The organism is Amnibacterium setariae (genome assembly GCF_003581425.1).
GTDB lineage: Bacteria > Actinomycetota > Actinomycetes > Actinomycetales > Microbacteriaceae > Amnibacterium > Amnibacterium setariae.
The window spans coordinates 699,130-716,464 of the sequence record NZ_QXTG01000001.1 but is presented as its reverse complement, the minus strand read 5'-3'; the positions used below and the strand labels follow the sequence as shown (position 1 = coordinate 716,464).

General features: G+C 70.2%; 14 protein-coding genes, 1 tRNA gene and 1 pseudogene. 6 read left to right on the top strand and 10 right to left on the bottom strand.

All coding sequences use genetic code 11. The features are described 5' to 3' along the window. Positions 1-53 precede the first annotated feature (53 nt). Entirely contained in the window at positions 54-944 is an 891-nt protein-coding gene (galU, locus tag D1781_RS03730; RefSeq protein ID WP_119480903.1) for a UTP--glucose-1-phosphate uridylyltransferase GalU, read from the bottom strand. Between the two features lie 39 nt (positions 945-983). On the opposite strand from galU, the gene D1781_RS03725 reads away from it, so the two are divergent. Genes D1781_RS03725 through mscL form a run of 3 tightly spaced genes read left to right on the top strand, consistent with a single transcriptional unit; the run spans position 984 to position 2,436 of the window. Continuing rightward, positions 984-1,595 (top strand): 5-formyltetrahydrofolate cyclo-ligase, encoded by a 612-nt coding sequence (locus tag D1781_RS03725; protein ID WP_119480902.1) that lies wholly within the window; start codon positions 984-986, stop codon positions 1,593-1,595. Positions 1,596-1,602: 7 nt separating this feature from the next. Then, positions 1,603-1,944 (top strand): FmdB family zinc ribbon protein, encoded by a 342-nt coding sequence (locus D1781_RS03720; RefSeq protein ID WP_119480901.1) that lies wholly within the window; start codon positions 1,603-1,605, stop codon positions 1,942-1,944. 51 nt (positions 1,945-1,995) lie between these two features. Beyond that, complete coding sequence (mscL, locus tag D1781_RS03715) at positions 1,996-2,436, top strand: large conductance mechanosensitive channel protein MscL (RefSeq protein WP_119480900.1); 441 nt, start codon at positions 1,996-1,998, stop codon at positions 2,434-2,436. A gap of 81 nt (positions 2,437-2,517) precedes the next feature. Here mscL and D1781_RS17420 read toward each other — a convergent pair whose 3' ends face one another. The 3 genes from D1781_RS17420 to D1781_RS17325 form a co-directional block, all read right to left on the bottom strand. Next, on the bottom strand, positions 2,518-2,661 hold the full coding sequence (locus tag D1781_RS17420) for a hypothetical protein (RefSeq protein WP_158589985.1): 144 nt from the start codon (positions 2,659-2,661) through the stop codon (positions 2,518-2,520). A 26-nt stretch (positions 2,662-2,687) separates the two neighbouring features. After that, complete coding sequence (locus tag D1781_RS03710; protein WP_233550964.1) at positions 2,688-6,434, bottom strand: AAA family ATPase; 3,747 nt, start codon at positions 6,432-6,434, stop codon at positions 2,688-2,690. Positions 6,435-6,562: 128 nt separating this feature from the next. Next, positions 6,563-7,642, bottom strand: coding sequence for a ScyD/ScyE family protein (locus D1781_RS17325; protein ID WP_233550961.1), 1,080 nt, complete (start codon positions 7,640-7,642; stop codon positions 6,563-6,565). Positions 7,643-7,840: 198 nt separating this feature from the next. Here D1781_RS17325 and D1781_RS17855 point away from each other — a divergent pair, with 198 nt between their 5' ends. Then, on the top strand, positions 7,841-8,419 hold the full coding sequence (locus tag D1781_RS17855) for a helix-turn-helix transcriptional regulator (protein ID WP_233550959.1): 579 nt from the start codon (positions 7,841-7,843) through the stop codon (positions 8,417-8,419). 114 nt (positions 8,420-8,533) lie between these two features. Here the strand turns inward: D1781_RS17855 and D1781_RS03700 are convergent, their stop codons facing one another. Then, the gene (locus D1781_RS03700; protein WP_158589983.1) at positions 8,534-8,899 is read right to left on the bottom strand and encodes a nuclear transport factor 2 family protein; all 366 of its coding nucleotides are present in this window, start codon (positions 8,897-8,899) and stop codon (positions 8,534-8,536) included. Positions 8,900-8,922: 23 nt separating this feature from the next. Between D1781_RS03700 and D1781_RS03695 the strand changes: the two genes are divergently transcribed. Beyond that, positions 8,923-8,997, top strand: a tRNA-Arg gene (locus D1781_RS03695). Between the two features lie 161 nt (positions 8,998-9,158). Here D1781_RS03695 and D1781_RS03690 read toward each other — a convergent pair. Continuing rightward, positions 9,159-10,100, bottom strand: a pseudogene (locus D1781_RS03690) (tyrosine-type recombinase/integrase); the annotation flags it as partial. Positions 10,101-10,653: 553 nt separating this feature from the next. Here D1781_RS03690 and D1781_RS03685 point away from each other — a divergent pair. Continuing rightward, a complete protein-coding gene (locus D1781_RS03685) occupies positions 10,654-11,994 on the top strand; it encodes a hypothetical protein (RefSeq protein WP_119480897.1) in 1,341 nt (446 codons plus the stop codon). A 644-nt stretch (positions 11,995-12,638) separates the two neighbouring features. On the opposite strand, the gene D1781_RS03680 is transcribed toward D1781_RS03685, so the two are convergent. The 4 genes from D1781_RS03680 to D1781_RS03665 form a co-directional block, all read right to left on the bottom strand. Continuing rightward, positions 12,639-14,000: an L-fuconate dehydratase gene (locus tag D1781_RS03680; RefSeq protein ID WP_119480896.1), complete on the bottom strand. Its 1,362-nt coding sequence runs from the start codon at positions 13,998-14,000 to the stop codon at positions 12,639-12,641. A gap of 86 nt (positions 14,001-14,086) precedes the next feature. Then, complete coding sequence (locus tag D1781_RS03675) at positions 14,087-15,319, bottom strand: ABC transporter substrate-binding protein (protein ID WP_119480895.1); 1,233 nt, start codon at positions 15,317-15,319, stop codon at positions 14,087-14,089. 48 nt (positions 15,320-15,367) lie between these two features. Further along, positions 15,368-16,159: a carbohydrate ABC transporter permease gene (locus D1781_RS03670; RefSeq protein WP_233550957.1), complete on the bottom strand. Its 792-nt coding sequence runs from the start codon at positions 16,157-16,159 to the stop codon at positions 15,368-15,370. A gap of 94 nt (positions 16,160-16,253) precedes the next feature. Then, on the bottom strand, positions 16,254-17,171 hold the full coding sequence (locus D1781_RS03665) for a carbohydrate ABC transporter permease (protein ID WP_119480893.1): 918 nt from the start codon (positions 17,169-17,171) through the stop codon (positions 16,254-16,256). Positions 17,172-17,335 lie beyond the last annotated feature (164 nt).

The following is a 17,335-nucleotide window of genomic DNA, read 5'->3' as shown; positions in this document are numbered from 1 at the left end:
ATGCCGACCCTGCCGGAGCGCAGGGCGGGGACGGGAACGACCACGTGCCGGTCTCAGTCGAGGCCGGCGACGAACTCGGACAGCCAGGGCCGCAGCTCCGGCCCGAGGTCGTCCCGCTCGGACGCGAGCTGCACGATCGCCTTGATGTAGTCGATCTTGTCGCCGGTGTCGTAGCGGCGGCCGCGGAACACGACGCCGTAGACGCCGCCCGTCCAGGCCGCGCCGGCCATCTCCTCGAGCGCGTCCGTGAGCTGGATCTCGCCGCCCTTGCCGGGCTTCGTGTGCTCGAGGATCGGGAAGATCTCCGGCTTCAGCACGTAGCGGCCGATGATCGCGTAGTTCGAGGGCGCGTTCTCCTTCGACGGCTTCTCGACGAGACCCGTGATCCGCACGACGTCGTCCTCGTCGGTCGCCTCGACCTTCGCGGCGCCGTACAGGTGGATCTGGTCGGGGTCGACCTCGAGCAGCGCGACGACGGACGCGTTGCGCTTCCCCGACTCCTCGATCATCCGCTTGAGCAGCGGGTCGCGCTCGTCGATCAGGTCGTCGCCGAGGAGCACCGCGAAGGGCTCGTGCCCGACGTGCATGCGCGCCTGCAGCACCGCGTGGCCGAGCCCTCGCGGGTCGCCCTGGCGGAAGTAGTGGATGTCCGCGATGTTGGTCGACTCGCGGACGCGCTGGAGCTTCGCGTGGTCGCCCTTGTTCTCGAGCGTCGCCTCGAGCTCGTAGACGCGGTCGAAATGGTTCTCGAGCGCGTACTTGTTCCGGCCCGTGACCATGAGCACGTCGTTGAGGCCGGCGGCGACCGCCTCCTCGACGACGTACTGGATCGCGGGCTTGTCGACGACCGGCAGCATCTCCTTCGGCATCGCCTTGGTCGCAGGCAGGAAGCGGGTCCCGAGACCGGCGGCCGGGATCACGGCCTTGGTGATGTGGTACGCCATGGGCTCAGGCTATCCGGACGCACTTCTTAGAATCGGGCCATGACGGACGATCTCGCACCCCAGAAGCGGGCACTGCGCGCGGAGCTGCGGGAACGCAGGCGGAATCTCACCCGCGACGAGCGCGCCGCGGCCACCACCGGCATCACCGAGCAGCTCGTGGCGCTGGTGCGGAAGATCGACGCGCGATCGGTCTCCTGCTACCTGTCCGCGCAGGACGAGCCGAACACGCGCGAGTTCGCGAACTGGGCGAGGGACGCCGGTATCCGGGTCCTGTTCCCGATCACGCGGACGGACGGCCTGCTCGACTGGACCACCGCGACGGACGACGAGGAGGAGACGCTCGGCCTGTTCGGCACGCCGGAGGCGGTCGGCGAGCTGCTCGGGCCGATCGCGATCAACGACGTCGACCTGATCGTCGTGCCCGCCGCGGCGGTCGACGGGTCCGGGATGCGGCTCGGCTGGGGCCGCGGCTACTACGACAAGACCCTCGGCTCGATGGAACGGTGCCCTCCGGTGTACGCGGTACTCTTCGATTCCGAGCTCGTGGACGAGGTGCCCCGGGAACGTCATGATCAGGCCGTCGACGGCGTCGTGACCCCGACGAGGACCGTCGAGTTCTCCACGCGCTCGCCCCGCCGACGAAGGATCTGAGCCGACCATGCCCGTGTACGCCTACAAGTGCCGCGACTGCGGGACCCCGCTCGAGGTGCACCAGGACTTCAGCGACGCCCCGCTCACCGAGTGCCCCGTCTGCGGCGGCGCGCTGCGCAAGCAGTACGGGTCGATCGGCGTGACCTTCAACGGCTCCGGCTTCTACCGCACCGACTCGCGCGCGGGGTCGGGCGACGGTGCGAAGCCCTCCGGCGACGGCGCCAAGAGCGACTCCTCGTCGTCCCCGACGGCGCCCGCGAAGAGCGACTCGGGCTCCGCGAAGCCCGCCGCCTCCTCGAGCTCGTCGTCGAGCTCCTCGGGGTCGAGCTCCTCGGGGTCGAGCTCCTAACGTCCCGCGCCGTTCCCGCCCGGAGCCCGGCCCGCTGCTAGACAGGCGGGCATGAAGGGTTTCAGAGAGTTCATCCTCCGCGGCAACGTCATCGACCTGGCCGTGGCGGTCGTGATCGGCGCCGCGTTCACGGCCATCGTCACCGCGCTGGTGAACTTCATCTTCCAGCCGATCATCGGTGCGCTGTTCAACGCGAACGACCTCAGCAAGGCGCTGATCGTGACGATCCCGACCGCGGCCGGCGGCACGGCCGCCATCAAGTTCGGCGCGTTCCTCGCGGCGGTCATCAACTTCGTCATCATCGCCGCGGTCGTCTACTTCGTCTTCGTGCTGCCCGTGAACTCGATGCTGAAGCGCGCCTTCCAGAAGCCCGCCGAGCCGGAGGCCTCGACGCCGGCGCCGCCGACGGAGCTCGACCTGCTCGCCCAGATCCGGGACCTGCTGGAGGGCCGGCAGAAGGTCGGCGACACCCGCATCCTCAACCAGGACTGACTCCCCGCCAGCGGGGCCCTCCGCTGCAGATCGGTCGGCGCGCTCGGCCGGACCAGCAGCGGAGGGCCCCGTCAGGGCGGGTCAGCCCCAGTGGGGCGGCTTGTCGGCGCGGAGGCGGGCGTCGTTCGGGCCGTCCGCGTCGCCCCAGGCGCGCGGCTCGTCCTCCTCGGCCCGCTCCCCCGCGGACGGCGTCGGGTCCGAGCCCGGCGCGGGCTCGGTGCGCACGCGGCGGTGCCGTCGACGCGGCTCGGTCAGGTCCGCACCTCGACGATCGGCATCGTCGTCGTCAGCGGCGACGGCTCCCGGGCGCCCAGGGCGATCGCGATCCGCTGCGCGATCGCGTCCGGGTCGCTGAACAGGTCGAAGCTGTGCACGCGGAGGTAGTGCCAGCCGAGCCGCTTCAGCAGCTCGGGGCGCAGGCGCAGCCCCTGCCGGAGGCTCCTGCCCTGCAGCGCCGCGTCCGTCTCCACGGTGATCGCCCGCGCGCCGTGCGAGGCGACCAGGCCGAGCTTCTCGTGGTACCCGAGCGCGACCTGCATGCCGAGGGCCCGGAGGCGCCGGGCGAGGTCGACGAGCATCGCGTCGCGGTCGTCGTCGATCGCGTCGTCCGCGATCCGCCCCTCCGCGTCCGCGAGGAGGCGCCGCAGCGCGAGCACGCCGGCGGGCATCCGGTCGCCGTCGAGGTCGTCGGGCCGGAAGCAGGAGACGATCGCGAGCGACCGACGGGCCCGCGTGACGGCCGCGGCGAGCAGGCGCTCCCCGCCCGGCTTCGCGAGCGGCCCGAGCTGGGAGAGGGTGCGCCCGTGCGGGGTCCGCCCGAAGCCGATCGACAGGATCACCCGGTCGCGGCTGTGCCCGACGGCCTCCGCGAGGGTGACCACGATGAACGGCTCCGCCTGGTCGCGGGTGAAGAACTCGGTGACGTCGCCGCGGCGCACGAGCGCCTTCATCACGGCCTGCTGCACGCGGATCGCGTGCTTCGCGCTGCCCGAGATGACCATGAGCGACTCGCGCGGGCGGGTCGCGGCGTGGTCGAGCACCCGCTCGACGACGCGCTGCACCTCGGGATCGGTCGCCTCCACGGCGCCCGTCTCGGCGTCGGGCAGCCCGTGCCCGTTGTCGACGTAGTCGAGCACGAGGCTGCCGTGGCCGAGGAACGTGCCGGCCCACGGGACGCTCTCGATGCGGCCGTCGTAGAAGCGGCGGTTCACGAGCTCCGCGAGGTCCTCGCCGCCGGCGCGGTAGGAGGTCGTGAGCTCGACCGTCCGCACCAGGTCCGCGATCCGCGAGAACACGCTGTCCGCCTGCCGCTCGTCGAGGCGCTTCTGCGTCTCCTGCTCGGGCTCCGTCTCGCGGATCGCGATGTCGAACGGCATCGGGGTCTGCGTCACCGGGTCGCCGAACACGACGACCTGCTTGGCGCGGCGGAGCGCGCCGAGGCCCTCCGCGAAGCTCAGCGCCCCGGCGTCGACGACGACGACCGTGTCGAACGTCACCTCGCCGAGCGCGTGCACCTCGTAGGGCGGCGCCAGCCAGACCGGCGCGAGCAGCTTCACGAGGTGCGGCGCCTCCCGGTGCAGCACCTGCGGGTCGTCGACCTTCTGCTGCAGCAGCTGCTTCAGCGCGTCCGCCTCCGGCCCGCGGTCGGCGAGCGCGAGCCGCCAGGCGTCCGCGAGCTGCCAGGCGAGCCGCTTCGCGTTCGCGCCCGCGTGCGCCTCGTCGACGAGCCGGAAGTCCTGCTCGAGCCGGTCGAGCACCGTCGTGTTCGCGCCGAGCAGCGCGGGGTCCTCGGCGAGCAGGCGCTCGAGCACGCTCTTCCACCACGCGAGCTCCAGCTCCGCGCCGACCCGCTCGGGCGGCACGTGCCGGCCCGCGAGGTCCTCGAGCAGCGGCGCCAGGTCCTGCGCCTTGAGCCGCGCCATGACGGCCTGCCGGTCCTGCAGGTTCTCGAGGACGTCGGAGTCGGCCGCGAGCGCCGCGAGCCGGTCGCCGAGCCCGTCCACCGGCTCCTGCAGCAGCGAGTCGGGCGTGCCCGTGAGCCCGAGCGGCTCGTCGAGGGCGGCGAGGTCGGCCGACACGGCCTGGTACTCGGTCCACACGTCGGTGATGCCGGGCGGCACGTCGGGCGCGACGCCGCTCGTGACGAAGCGCTGCCAGAGCACCCGCTGCTGCTGGATGCGCTGCAGCGACTCGTGGAGGTCGACGACGTGCACGCCGGGCCGCAGGTACTCCTTCGCGAGCCGCTTGAGCCGGCGGCGGTTCACCGTCGACATCTCGCGGGAGTCGCGGCGCGGGCCGGTCGCGATGATGAGCTCGCCGAGGGACCGGTCGAACACGGCGGGCTGGAAGCGGTCGAGCGTCTCGCGGATGTCGAGCAGCAGCTTCAGGTAGACCCCGAGCTCCGCGACGGTGCCGAAGGCGCGGAAGCGGGACCCGGCGATGAGCGCGTCGGCGCGCTCGAGCAGCCGCGGCACCTCGGTGCCGTGCAGTCGCTTCGCGAGCTGGTGGGCCTGGGCGGCGCCCTGCCCGTCCGCGAACACGGCGCCGTACCAGGGCGAGTCCATGGGGCCGACGCGGAACTCGCCGAGGGAGGCCGCGCGCAGCAGGTCCTCCTGCACCGCGCCCCGGTCGGTGGCGAGCGCCTCCATCGCCCTCGTCGACAGCCGGGCGGTCGTCGCGGGCGGGCTGGGCAGGAGGGCGAGGCGGGAGAGCTCGCCGAGCGCGTCGAGCACGCTGACCCGCAGCACGGGGTCGCGGCGGCCGAGCGCGGTGCGGTAGTCGAGCAGCACGGAGCGGAGGCGGGTGAGCGCCTCGTCGACCTCGCCGGTCTCGGCGGGCTGCGCCTTCTCGTTGCGGGAGATCGCCTGGATCAGGTCGCGACGCACCGTCCGGCCGGACGCGGTGAGCCCGGGCAGGCCGATCTCGGCGAGCCGGTCGGCGACGGCCTTCAGCGTCGCGTGCCGCGGGCTGACGACGAGCACCCGCCGGTGCTGCGCGACGAGCGCGCCGAGCGCGTTCACGATCGTCTGCGTCGCCCCCGTGCCGGGCAGCGCGTGGACGGCGAGGTGGTGCCCGGCGGCGATCTCGGCGACCGCCTGCTCCTGCTCCGGGTCCGCGTCGAGCAGGGCGCCGTCGAGCATCGGCGGCCGCTGGTCCTGCGGGATCACGTCGACGCGGTCCGCCGCCCCGGTGATGCGGGCGACGGCGGTGGGGTTGCCGGCGACGGCGTCGATGACGGGGTGCGAGAGGTCCTTCGCGTCCGCGAGCAGCGCCGCGCCGACCTCGTCGAAGGAGGAGATGAGCAGCCGCGGCTGCACGCTGAAGCGCTGGAGGTGGCTCGTCAGCTCGCGCAGGCGGTCGATGACGGGCTGCGGCTTGAAGGCGCCGGCGGAGAGCGCGAGCGCGACGAACTGGGCGGGGTCGAGCTCGATGTCGTACTGCTCGCGCATCGCCGCGACGAGGCCGGGGTTCAGCTGCAGCGCGCCCTTCAGGCGCAGCTCGAAGTCGCGGCCGTACCGCCGGATCGCGAGCGGCCGGAGCAGGACCGGACCGCGGAAGTCCTGCTTCTCGAAGCGCCACTCGGCGAGGCCGATGGCGAGGTGCATCGCGTCGATGCCGCGGGTGGCGGCGAGCTCGACGGCCTTGGCCGTGAGGGTGGACGCGGCGGCGCTCGCCGTGCGGAAGGCGAGGTCGTCCCGGATCAGGTTCGACAGCAGCGTCGTCTTGCCGGTGATGAACTGCGCGAGCCCGGAGGGGTGCGTGGTCGACAGCTCGATGCGGGTGCGGACGGAGTCCTCGAACCGGATCAGCGGGGAGACGCCGCCGACGTGGGCGAGCTCGTCCCGCCAGCGGTCCCAGGCGCCGACCGCGCCGTTCACGGGCGTGAAGCGGCCGTCCCCGACGCTGACCGCGTTCGGCGCGGTGGCCAGCCCGGTGCCGGTCGCGACGCGGGGACGGGCGCCCGGCGCCTCCCCCTCCGTCTCCTCGGCATACAGCACGCTGCCACTGTAGGTCGGGGGCTCCGGCCGCCCGGGGCCGCCACGCCGCGGCGTGGCGACGCGCGGAACGGCCGCGGCACGGGAGACTGTCCGGTCCCCCGCGCCGCGGCCGCGAGCGCCTCCGCGGGTCAGCGGATCACGAACACGTGACCCGGGCCCTCGCCGCCGATGACGGCCGGCGCGGTGGACGCGTAGAGCTTCCCGTCCGCCCACTCGACCGCCGCGGCCCCCGGCAGGTCGACGACCTTCCGCGGGCCGTGCTTCCCGGGCGTGAAGACGCCCTGGCCGAGCTGGACCACGTAGATCCGTCCGCCGGGCGAGACCGCGAGGTTCGTCGCGCCCGCGAAGCCCGTCGCGATCCGGACCGGGCCGTGCCGGCCGAGGCGGTAGACGCTGCCGAGGCCGCCCTCCCCGCCGGGCAGGGTGGTCGCGTAGACGTGACCGTTCCGGACCTCGACGTCGGTGGGGACGGCCTCGAAGCGGTAGACGATCCCCGCGCACGCGGGCACCTTCAACGACTCCGCGAGCGCCGGAGTGATCGTCACGGGCTGCGGGGGCAGCACCGCGACGGTCGAGATGCGGCCGTGCTTCGACACGCGCAGGACGTCGTTCCCGCCCGCATCGGCGACCAGCCACGACCCGTCGGCCTGCGCCGCGACGGCGTAGGGGTGCGAGTCCTTCTGGCCCCGGTAGGTCAGGGGCACCGGCTGCTCGGCGTTCGCCAGCTGCTGCGTGCAGGCCGTGCTCACCGTCCACGGCTTCACGGCGCCGTAGGTGACGTGCCCGTCGGGGTTCTTCAGCCGCTCGTACCGGCCGAGGTTCACCCGCAGGACCTTCTTCCCGTGCTGCAGCACCGTCAGGTAGGTGTTGCGGTGGTCCGCCTCGGTCGTCGTGTACGCGATGGTCCCGTGCCGGGCGTCGACGCCGGCGAGGTCGCCGCTCGTCTCGGGGTTCGGCGTCGCTGCGGGCCCCGTCGCGATCGGCACGGGGTTCCCGAGCCGGAACAGCGCGGACTTCGCGCTGTCGGCGACGTAGACGCGACGGCCGTCGACCGCGAGCTGGAGCGGGGCGATGTAGTCCCCGGGCAGCTGATGCGGCTGCGGGTGGTGGTGCACCGGGGAGGCGGCGGCGCTGCCGATCCCGGTCATGGCGGCGAGGCCGGTCCCCGCCACCAGGGCCGCCGCGACGACCCTCCTGATGCTCCGCACTGGTTCCTTCTTCCTCGAGGGAGGCGCGGGGCGCGCGCCCGCGAGCACCCTGCTCCCGGGCCGGGCGGGATGCATCAGGGAAATCACGCATTCCGGGGGCGCGGACCCTCGGGACCCCCGTCGTCCAGGGCTTCCGGCCGGCGGGGCGCGGGAGTACGGTGCGAGCCGCCACCACCCCGAACCCCCGGATGCCCGCCGATGCCGCAAGCCGTGTCCCCCGACGTCACGCTGACGGACGTCCGCGCGCTCCTGGACGGCGTCGTGGCGCTGCACGACGTCGCCGACCTGCCGGCCCTGGCCACGCGGGTGCCGCGCTGGACGGCCGACCTCATCGCCCACGACGCGATCGACGTCATCGGCGCCCTCCCGGTCGAGGGCGACCGCGGCGGCGCCTCCCGCCTCGAGCACCGGCTCGCGATCCGGACCGCCGGCGGCGGGCAGGCGCTCGTCGGCCTGCTCCTCGGGCGGCGGCTGCGCGGGTTCTCGCCGCGCGACGTCGCGCTGGCCGGGATGCTCGGCCCGCTGCTCGGCGCCGCGGTCGACCACGTGCGGCTCCGCGCGGCGCACCGCGATCAGCGTGCCGCGCTCGCCGTCCTGACGCACCGCGAGCGGGAGGTGCTCGCCCTCGTCGCCGACGGGCGCACGAACCGCGACATCGCGGACGTGCTCTTCATCGAGGCGCGCACCGTGGAGAAGCACGTGGAGCACATCCGGACGAAGCTCGGCGCCCGCAGCCGTGCGGACGCGGCGGCGCGCTGGGCCCGCGCGACGGTCTGACCCGCCGACCCCGTCGGCCTCCGCCTCCTCCGCTGGTCAGGTGCGAGCGCAGCAATGGGCCCCGCGGCCGGTGTTCCGGGCGAGGGACTCGAGGCCACCCCGCACCGCCGCCGATCAGTGCGTCGCGGTCCCCTGGTGGAACCGGAGCCGCCACTCGCCGTCGATCCGCTGCCACACGGAGCTGCGGTTGGCGACGTGGACCGCGTCGTCGTCGGGGTACGTCGTCTCGCTGCGGTAGGTGAGCAGCGCGACGTCGGGGCCGAGGTCGCGGATCCTGAGATGCGGCAGCGGCAGCACCGTCTCGAACGCCTGCGCCTCCGCCGCCATCGACGCCTCCCGCGACCAGTGCCGGCCCGAGCGGCCGAACTCGTCGAAGTCGTCCGCGTACACGCGGGCGAGGTGGTCGCGGTCGAACCGCGTCCCGGGCCGCCACAGCGACTCCTCGAGCGCGGTCAGCCGGGCGACGTCCTCGGGGTCCACCCCTCTACACTGCTCCTCGTCCCGCCTCTGTAGCTCAATGGAAGAGCAGTTCCGTCCTAAGGAAACGGTTGGGGGTTCGAGTCCCTCCAGGGGCACCACTCTGCATGCCTGGTTCTGCCGCGTAGTTCCGGGGATCTCGGGTTGAAGCAGACCATTCAGATCGGCCTCGTGACTGCGGTCTGACTGCAATTGCGGCCGCTCTGGCGTGATCAAGAGCGCTCGCAACGGCGTCCAGATCGTCCTCGAACAGATCCGCGTAGGTGTCGAGCGTCATGGCGGCCGACGCGTGCCCGAGCATCCGCTGCACCGCCTTCACGTTCGCACCGGCGGATATGGCGAGGCTGGCGGCTGTGTGCCGCAAGTCGTGGATGGCGAGCCGCGCAGGGAACGTCGGATCCGCTGCGACGGCGCGCTTCCTCGCTCCCGCGAACCAGCCGTCCTTGTGCGTCGGAGTGGGTAGGTAGTCCCGACCCGCCCCGAAGACGAGATCGCCCGGCGCCTTCCTCGCGCATTCGAGCCGGAGCCGGGCGGCGAGGAAGTGGGGGAACGCGACGCTCCGGGAGTCGTGGCTCTTCGGCGTCCCAGGGATGATCCGCCCTGCCACGTTGACCGCGTTCGCCCGCACGAGGACGCGCTCCCGATCGAAGTCAATGCTCTCGACCCGAAGGGCGACTGCCTCTCCCCAACGCAGCCCGGTGTAGGCGAGCAGGAGCACCATCGCGCGGTGTTCCCGCGCCTCCTTGGCAAGGGCCTCGACCTGCGCATGGGTGAGGTAGCTGCGGTGCTTCCTGCTCTTCCTCGGGAGGGCGATGTTGCGAGCCGGGCTCATCGCGATCCGTCGATCGTTCACCGCCCGCGTTAGGACCCCAGCGAGCACCCCGTAGGCGCGGATGACAACCGTCGCGCTGCGGTGCCGGGTGAGCCCCGCCACCCAGTCCTGAATCTCGCTCGGCGTGATCGATCCCACGGGGCGATCTCCCCAGACCGGCTCGACATGGATCCGCCAGGCGGTCTGCAGGACGTGCAACGACGACGGCTTGAGGTGCGCCTTCGCCGCAAGCCACGCCGGCCCGATTTCGGAGACGGTAATGCGCGACGCGCGACCGTCGATCCAGGTGCCGCCCGCGAGCTGCAGCTCGGTCTGCGCCAGGAACACCTGCGCCTCGCGCTTCGTCCGGAAGCCGCGCTTCGTCGTCGACATCCGGTCTGACTTTCTGAACTGGACCTTGTACCGACGCCCGTCCGCCGTCTCATACGACTCGATGCTTCCCACCGTCCGCCCCCTCAGCGCTCGACCCCTACTGCCGCGATCAACGACTCACTCCGACAGCACCATCCCTAGTCGCTGCTGCCCCGTCACTGCTCCTCCTCGTGTGCTCGCATCACAACACCATCCGGACCTCCTCCCCAGCCCTGTCCTCCCTATCCCTTCCTCTTGTCTTGCCCTGTCCTGGCCTGCCACCTGCACTCCCGAACCACCCCTGCACAACGCTTCATTTCAAGTTGTGTGGGGGTGGTTCGGGAGCCGCGTCCGCGGAGGTGGCAGGCCAGGACAGGGCAAGACGCACGGAACCCCTCGCAAGACCCCACGCACCCGACGAGGCACTTCGCGAGGGATTTGGCGATCCGGACGACGCGGGGAACCTTCAAGACGCCGAGGCGCAAGTCGCGACCGACACAGCGGTCCCTGCCTAAAGACCGAGCCCTGTTCGCAATGAGATAGCGACCATCGCGGGCCGCATACGGTGGCACGCATGACAGATCCGCCGCAGGCCTCAGCCCCCGACGAGGCGCACGACGACGAGACCGCGCATGTCTTCGAGTTGACGCCTGGGCAGCGGCTCGTCGGCCTCGCGAGCCAATTCGAGACGAGCCAGCACGAGCTCCTCCGTCTGGTGTCGTTCGTCGAGCGCCAGCGGGAAGTCATCGATGATGCGAGAGCGCGGGCGCGCGAGGCCGTCCGTGCCCATCAACCCGCGATCGACGACGAAACGTTCGATCGATCCTGGGATGCACTTCAGGAAGCCCGGGAGGTCCGTCCGGGCGATCTCGAGGCGGGTGAGCCGGCGGAGGTCACGTCTGTCGCTCTCGACCGCCTCTTCGCGTCCCTGCCGCAGGGCTACAGCTTCCGTTACATCGCCACGATCCTGGGCGCTCACTTTGAGAGCCCAGGCACCTCTGTGCTCTTGTCGTCGCTGTTGGGCGCGCTGATCGCGGACTTCGAGGTGCTCCTCGCCGGCCTCGTGCGGGAACTCATCGACCTTCACCCCGGGCTGTTGTCCACAAGCGATCGCCAGTTCGCCTGGAAGGACGTCATCGCATACGAGTCCTTGGACGCGTTCAAGGAGAGTGTGGTCGAGAAGGCCGTCGACTCTCTGCTTCGTGAGAGCTACGTCGAGCAGATGCGCTGGCTCGAGACCAGGGCGCACGTGACGCCACCTCCGATCGCGACGGACCTGACGACGCGGGAGGTCCTGCAGCGCCGTCACGTCCACATGCACAATGGCGGCAGGGTGTCCGCGCCGTATCTCGAAAATCTGCGAGGCCTGAGGCCCGAGCCGGAACTCGGCACGCTGCTTCCGGTTTCAGCCGACTACCTGCGAGATGCAGCCGACAGATTACTCATCGTCACCCTGACGATCACGGCGCGCATCGCCTACTCGGTTATGAAGGACCCGGAAGAGGTCGAGCACGTCGAGCGCTTCCTGGGCGACAGTCTGTACCGGCTCCTTCAGCAGGCGCGACACCGCGTAGTTGATGGCGTCAGCCGCGAGGTCAACAGCAGCCCGTTTCAGAGCGGATACACCGCCTTGGTCGTCAAGGTGAACGGGTGGCTCGCCCTCAAGAGGCTCGGCCGCTTCAGCGAGTGCGAAGCAGAGGTGAGGGCTTGGGACACATCCGCGCTGGCGCAGGAGTTCGCCCTCGCGCGGTTCGCGCTCCTCGATGAGACCGCTGCCGCCTACGAGATCGTTCAGAGGATCAGAGGCACTCCGTCACTGTCCGTCGAGTTCTGGCTGTCCTGGCCGCTCCTCGAGGAGCTGAGGACCTACGAAGAGGGGGTCAGGAATACCGGGACGACACCCGACGCTGAGTGATACGTTGGCGATCCAGCGTAGGAAGGCATCGACCATGTGCAACCCCGTAGGCAAGTAACCACAGCTTCGACGAGCGGCCGGCCCTGGAAGGGTCGGCCGCTCGTGCGTTCCGGGCGGCCACGACCACCCGCACAGGACGGCCCTGCATCGCCGCGGACATCGAGGACCTCGAGCGGGCCTGACTCGCCGTGCGCTTGACGCACATCGCAACGGTGAGCGCTCCCTCGAAGGCCCAGTGGTTGTCCCGCGAAGCAACCGGCGCACGACGTGGACTAGTTCGCCGGCGTCTACGCGCATCCGTCAGAGGTCGCGTCCCGCGGCGTTGCCAGGACCGACTCGCAGAGGTCGTAGGCGATGAGGGGAGCGCATGCGGCGATGAACTCGGGACCGGCCGCTCGTCGTCTCGTCGGGCTCGCTCCACGGTGCTGAAGTAGCGGGTGACCTGCTGGGCTTCGACGGCCACTGCATCGCGCGCCTGTCCGGGACCTCGGTCAACGGGAACGAGGGTGGTCAATCCGAGGGATGACAGGATCGGAAGGGATGCCGCGTCCCCAGGTCGTCTGCGGCTCGGGGGCGACGATCGCGCCGAGTTGCCCGGGCACTAAGCCGCGCGCGGCCAGGAGCCGGGGCCGTGCGATTGGCGTTCAACGCGCTGCGAGCAGTCCACCGCGCGAAAGGGCGGGGAGTGCTCGGCTCGCGAGCGCAGCTCCTTCGCCGGCCCAGAAGTCTCCGTTGGGGAAGGAGTAGGCCGTCAGCGTCGACTCGTGCATCTCGGCCGAGTAGCCGGGGGCCGTGGGCAGCTGGTAGGCGCCGTCCTCGACGATGCAGGGCTCCACGAAGTGCTCGTGGAGGTGGTCCACGTACTCCGTCACTCGCCGCTCAAGCGAGCCCGATACGGCGACGTAGTCGAAGATCGACAGGTGCTGCACCAGCTCGCACAGGCCGACACCGCCGGCGTGCGGGCAGACGGGGACGTCGAACTTCTTCGCGAGCAGGTAGACGGCGAGCACCTCGTTGACGCTGCCGAGGCGCGCTGCATCGAGCTGGCAGAAGTCGATCGCTTCGGCCTGGAAGAGCTGCTTGAACAGCACGCGATTCATGCCGTGCTCCCCCGTCGCGACTCCGATCGGTGCGACTGCCCGTCGGATCGTGGCGTGACCGAGCACGTCGTCCGGGCTGGTCGGTTCCTCGATCCAGAGCGGCTTGAACTCGGCGAGTGCTGATACCCACTCGACCGCCTGCGGGACGTCCCAGACCTGGTTCGCGTCGATCATGAGAGCGGCGTCCCAGCCGATGACCTCGCGCGCGATGGCGAGGCGACGTCGGTCCTCATCGAGGTCGGCGCCGACCTTGAGCTTGATGTGCCGGTAGCCCGCGTCGACCGCCTCCTGGCAGAGCCGCCGCAGTTTCTCGTCCGAGTACCCGAGCCATCCGGCACTGGTGGTGTAGCAGGGGTACCCCGTCGCGTCGAGCTCGGCGATCCGTGATGCCCGCGTCGGCTCGAGGTCCTGGAGCATCGCGATCGCCTCGTCGCGCGTGAGCGCGTCCGAGAGGTAGCGGAGGTCCGCGGCGTCGACGAGCTGGGTGGGCGTCATGTCGCTGAGGAGCCGCCAGAGGGGCTTCTCAGCCCGTCGGGCTGCGAGGTCCCATACGGCGTTCATGACCGCCGCGAGTCCGAGGTGCTCCACGCCTTTGTCCGGCCCGAGCCACCGCAGCTGGCTGTCGGACTGCAGGTCGCGATACGTGCCGCCGAGGTCTTGGACGACCGCGTCGACGTCTCGACCGAGAAGGGGGCGTCCGCGAAGCTCCGCTGCGCTGACGCACAGGTCGTTCCCTCGCCCGATGGTGAACGTGAACCCGTACCCCGCCAATCCGGGCTGGTCCGTACGGACGACGACGTAGGCGGCGGAGTAGTCGCCGTCCTTGTTCATCGCGTCGGACCCGTCCGCGGACAGGGAGGTCGGGAATCGGACGTCGTAGGTATCGATCGCGGTGATCGTGGGCATGACTCTCCTCGGGGCTGGTGGCAGCGGCCACGAGCGGGGCGCCGCTGAGGTGGCGGCGCCCCGCTGGGGTGGTTGAGATCGCTGGACTACTGCGCGGTCGGCGCGGCGCTCAGCGCCTTCGCGAACGCGTCCGACGGGTTCGTCTTGTTCTTGACCGCGTCGATCATCGCGTTGTTGAAGACGGTCTGGGTCGTGATCGACGCCGGGCCGGTGGTGACGGTCGGCGCGTCCTTCGCGATGCCCGCGAAGACCTGCGCGGTGACCTGACCGCCGAAGTAGGACTCCGGCTCCTTCATGGCAGCCATCGAGTAGGACGCGGGGGTCGAGGGGAAGAGTCGGTCCGTCTGGTACCCGCTCGCCTGGTTGGTCGCGTTGGTGAGCCAGATCGCGATCTTGGTCGTGACCTTCGGGTCCGCGTTGGTCTTGAACACGGAGAGGTTCGATCCGATCTGCGAGGACGAGCCGCCGGGGGCGGTCGTCACCCGCCACTGGCCGGAGCTGTTCTGCGCGGACGAGCTGAGCAGGGTCGCCTCGTAGGCCGGGCCGACGAATCCGACGAGCTTCCCCTGCGAAGCGCCGGCGCTCCAGTCCGACTGGTAGGGCTGCGCGTTCAGGCACAGCCCCTTCTGCCCGAAGGTGGTCGCGTCGATGAAGCCCTGCTTGTTGACGGCGGAGCCGGGGTCGAGCTTCCCGTCCGAGCTGTAGTAGAAGTACCCCTGCCCGAAGGTCTTCGGGACGTAGACCGAGGAGTCGGGCGAGTCGCAGACGAAGGCGCCGAGCTTGTCCTTCGTCGTCTGGGCGACCTGCTCGTACCCGTCGAAGGTCGAGACGAGCTTGCCGACGTCTGCGGGGTCGGTCGGCAGCCCTGCGGCCTTGAACTTGTCGACCCGGTAGAAGAAGCCTTCGGGACCGATGTCGATGGGGATCCCGATCTGCGCGCCGTCGTCGCCCTGCGCTGCCTTGACCTTCCAGTCGAGGTAGTCGGACTTCACGCTCGCGAAGCCGTATTTCGAGACGTCGACGATCTTGCTCTGCGCGCTTCGGAGCGGTTGCGTGTTGGCGACGGCGATGTCCGGGACACCCGAGTTCGCGCGCAGTGCGGACGTCAGCTTCGTGTCGACGTCGGGTGTTTTGACGAGCTTGATGGTCACGTCTGGGAACTGCTTCTGCACGCCCTTGATGGACGCCGCGGGAAGCGAGTTCGGTCGGTACCAGATGGTGACGGTCTTTGAGTCGCTGCCTCCGGAGGAGCAACCGGCGAGTGCTGCGATCAGCGCCGCGGCGGCGCCCATGGCGGCGGCCGTTCTGATTTTGGACATGGTCGTGCCTTTCGAGGTGGATGGGATGGTGCGAGGGAGGGTGAGCGGTCAGCCCTTGACCGCGCTACCGGCGACGTTGTCGAGCACGGTGCGACGGAGGGCGAGGAAGAGTGCGATGAGCGGCAGGGTGGCGACGAGCGTGCCGGCCATGACGACGGAGTAGTCGACGTTGCCGTAGTTCCCCTTCAGCTGCTGGATCGCGATCGGCAACGTGTACTGAGCCGGATTGCCGAGGACGAGCAGGGGCCACAGGTAGTCGTTCCAGGTCCACATGATCTGGAAGATCCCCAGCGCGACGAGCGACGGTCGGATCATGGGGAGGACGACGGTCCAGTACGTGCGGAGGAATCCCGCACCATCAATCGCGGCCGCGTCGATCACCTCGTCGGGCACTGCCGAGACTGCGGCTTGGCGCATCCAGAAGACGCCGAAGGCGGACACGGCGGACGGGATGATCAGCGGCCAGAACGAGTTCAGCCACCCCAGTCCGGCGTAGATCTGGTAGCTCGGCACCAGCGCGACCCCGGTGGGGAGCACGAGGGTCACGAGCACGAGGCCGAACAGCCGGTCCCGACCCGGGAACCGTCGCTTCGCGAAGACGTAACCGGCGAGCGATGCCAGGAACAGCTGGATCGTGGCAGTCAGCGCCGTCAGCCAGATGGAGTTGAAGAACGCCTGCACGAACGTGGTGTTCGCGAGGACCTGCCCGAAGTTGTTGAAGAACTCCGGCCCCGGGATCAGGCGCGGGGGAAAGGAGAAGATGTCGCTCGTCGAGCTGGTCGCCATGACGACGAGCCAGTAGAACGGGAAGGCGAACAGCACGAGTCCGATGGCGAGCACGACGTGCGTCGCGACGAGGTTCGGCCGGATGGGGCGGCGGCGGGTCCGCGTGGATGTGCCGCGCGCAGAACCCGTTCGGGTGATCGATGTCATCTCAGTCCTCCAGCCCGCGTCGGGTGAACCTGAACGAGAGCGCGGCGATCGCGAGCAGGATGATGAAGACGGCCCATCCGATGACGCTGGCGTATCCGAGATCCGGCGTCACCGCGGTCTGTGCGGTCGCTGCGCCGGGGCCGCCGAGGTACTGGTACTGCAGCAGCATCATCGTGAGGCCGCCCCGGTCCGGACCGCTTCCGCCACCGAAGAGCAGCTGTGGTTCGGTGAAGAGTTGCAGGCCGGAGATGGTGCCGGTGAGGGCGACGAAGATCACCGTCGGTCGGAGCACGGGAAGCGTGATCGAGCCCAGGATCCGGACAGGCCCGGCGCCGTCGAGCCGCGCCGCCTCGTACAGGCCGGTATCGATCGCGGAGATGCCGGCCATGAAGATCAGCAGGAAGTAGCCGAAGCCGCGCCAGATGATCATCGCCGCGATGACGATCCGGATCCCCCATGGGTCGGTCAGCCATTGGAAGGTCGGCAGCTTTGCGGCCTGCAGCAGCACGTTCGTCAGACCGAATCGGTTGCTGAACACGGCTTGGAACACGACTGCCACGACCACGAGCGACGTGACCTGGGGCAGGAAGAATGCGGTCTGGTAGAGCCCTCGGGCGCGCAGCCTCGGCTGGGACAGGAGGACTGCCGCGATCAACGCTCCGATGATGACCGGGATCTGGCCCATCGCGAAGATGAGGAACGTGTTGCCGGTCGCGTACCAGAAGTCGTTGGAGGCCACGAGACGCTGCCACTGCGCGAGCCCGACGAACTTCGAATCGCCGATCCCGTCCCACTGCTGCGTCGACAGGTACAGCGCGTAGATCAGCGGCACGATCGAGAACGCGGCGAAGAGCACGAAGAACGGCGAGATCGACAGGTACTCGCGCCAGTGCCTTCGCACCGCTGCTGTTTCAGTCATCGTCGACCCTCCTCAGACCGCGTCGTCCTTTCGGATGGTAGGCAACTCCGCTCACGCAGTCAAACAAGACGTCTGATGTCTACGGTCACGATCTGGTGAAATTTGCGCAAATCCTGCTTCGATGCCCGAGAGACGTAGGATGACTTCACCGTCTTGCGAACTGG

What these genes read in the sequence shown, in the direction of transcription:
- galU (WP_119480903.1), bottom strand. Translation starts at nt 944, where the DNA reads ATGGCGTACCACATCACCAAGGCCGTGATCCCGGCCGCCGGTCTCGGG.
- D1781_RS03725 (WP_119480902.1), top strand. Translation starts at nt 984, where the DNA reads ATGACGGACGATCTCGCACCCCAGAAGCGGGCACTGCGCGCGGAGCTG.
- D1781_RS03720 (WP_119480901.1), top strand. Translation starts at nt 1,603, where the DNA reads ATGCCCGTGTACGCCTACAAGTGCCGCGACTGCGGGACCCCGCTCGAG.
- mscL (WP_119480900.1), top strand. Translation starts at nt 1,996, where the DNA reads ATGAAGGGTTTCAGAGAGTTCATCCTCCGCGGCAACGTCATCGACCTG.
- D1781_RS17855 (WP_233550959.1), top strand. Translation starts at nt 7,841, where the DNA reads ATGCCGCAAGCCGTGTCCCCCGACGTCACGCTGACGGACGTCCGCGCG.
- D1781_RS03685 (WP_119480897.1), top strand. Translation starts at nt 10,654, where the DNA reads ATGACAGATCCGCCGCAGGCCTCAGCCCCCGACGAGGCGCACGACGAC.
- D1781_RS03680 (WP_119480896.1), bottom strand. Translation starts at nt 14,000, where the DNA reads ATGCCCACGATCACCGCGATCGATACCTACGACGTCCGATTCCCGACC.
- D1781_RS03675 (WP_119480895.1), bottom strand. Translation starts at nt 15,319, where the DNA reads ATGTCCAAAATCAGAACGGCCGCCGCCATGGGCGCCGCCGCGGCGCTG.
- D1781_RS03665 (WP_119480893.1), bottom strand. Translation starts at nt 17,171, where the DNA reads ATGACTGAAACAGCAGCGGTGCGAAGGCACTGGCGCGAGTACCTGTCG.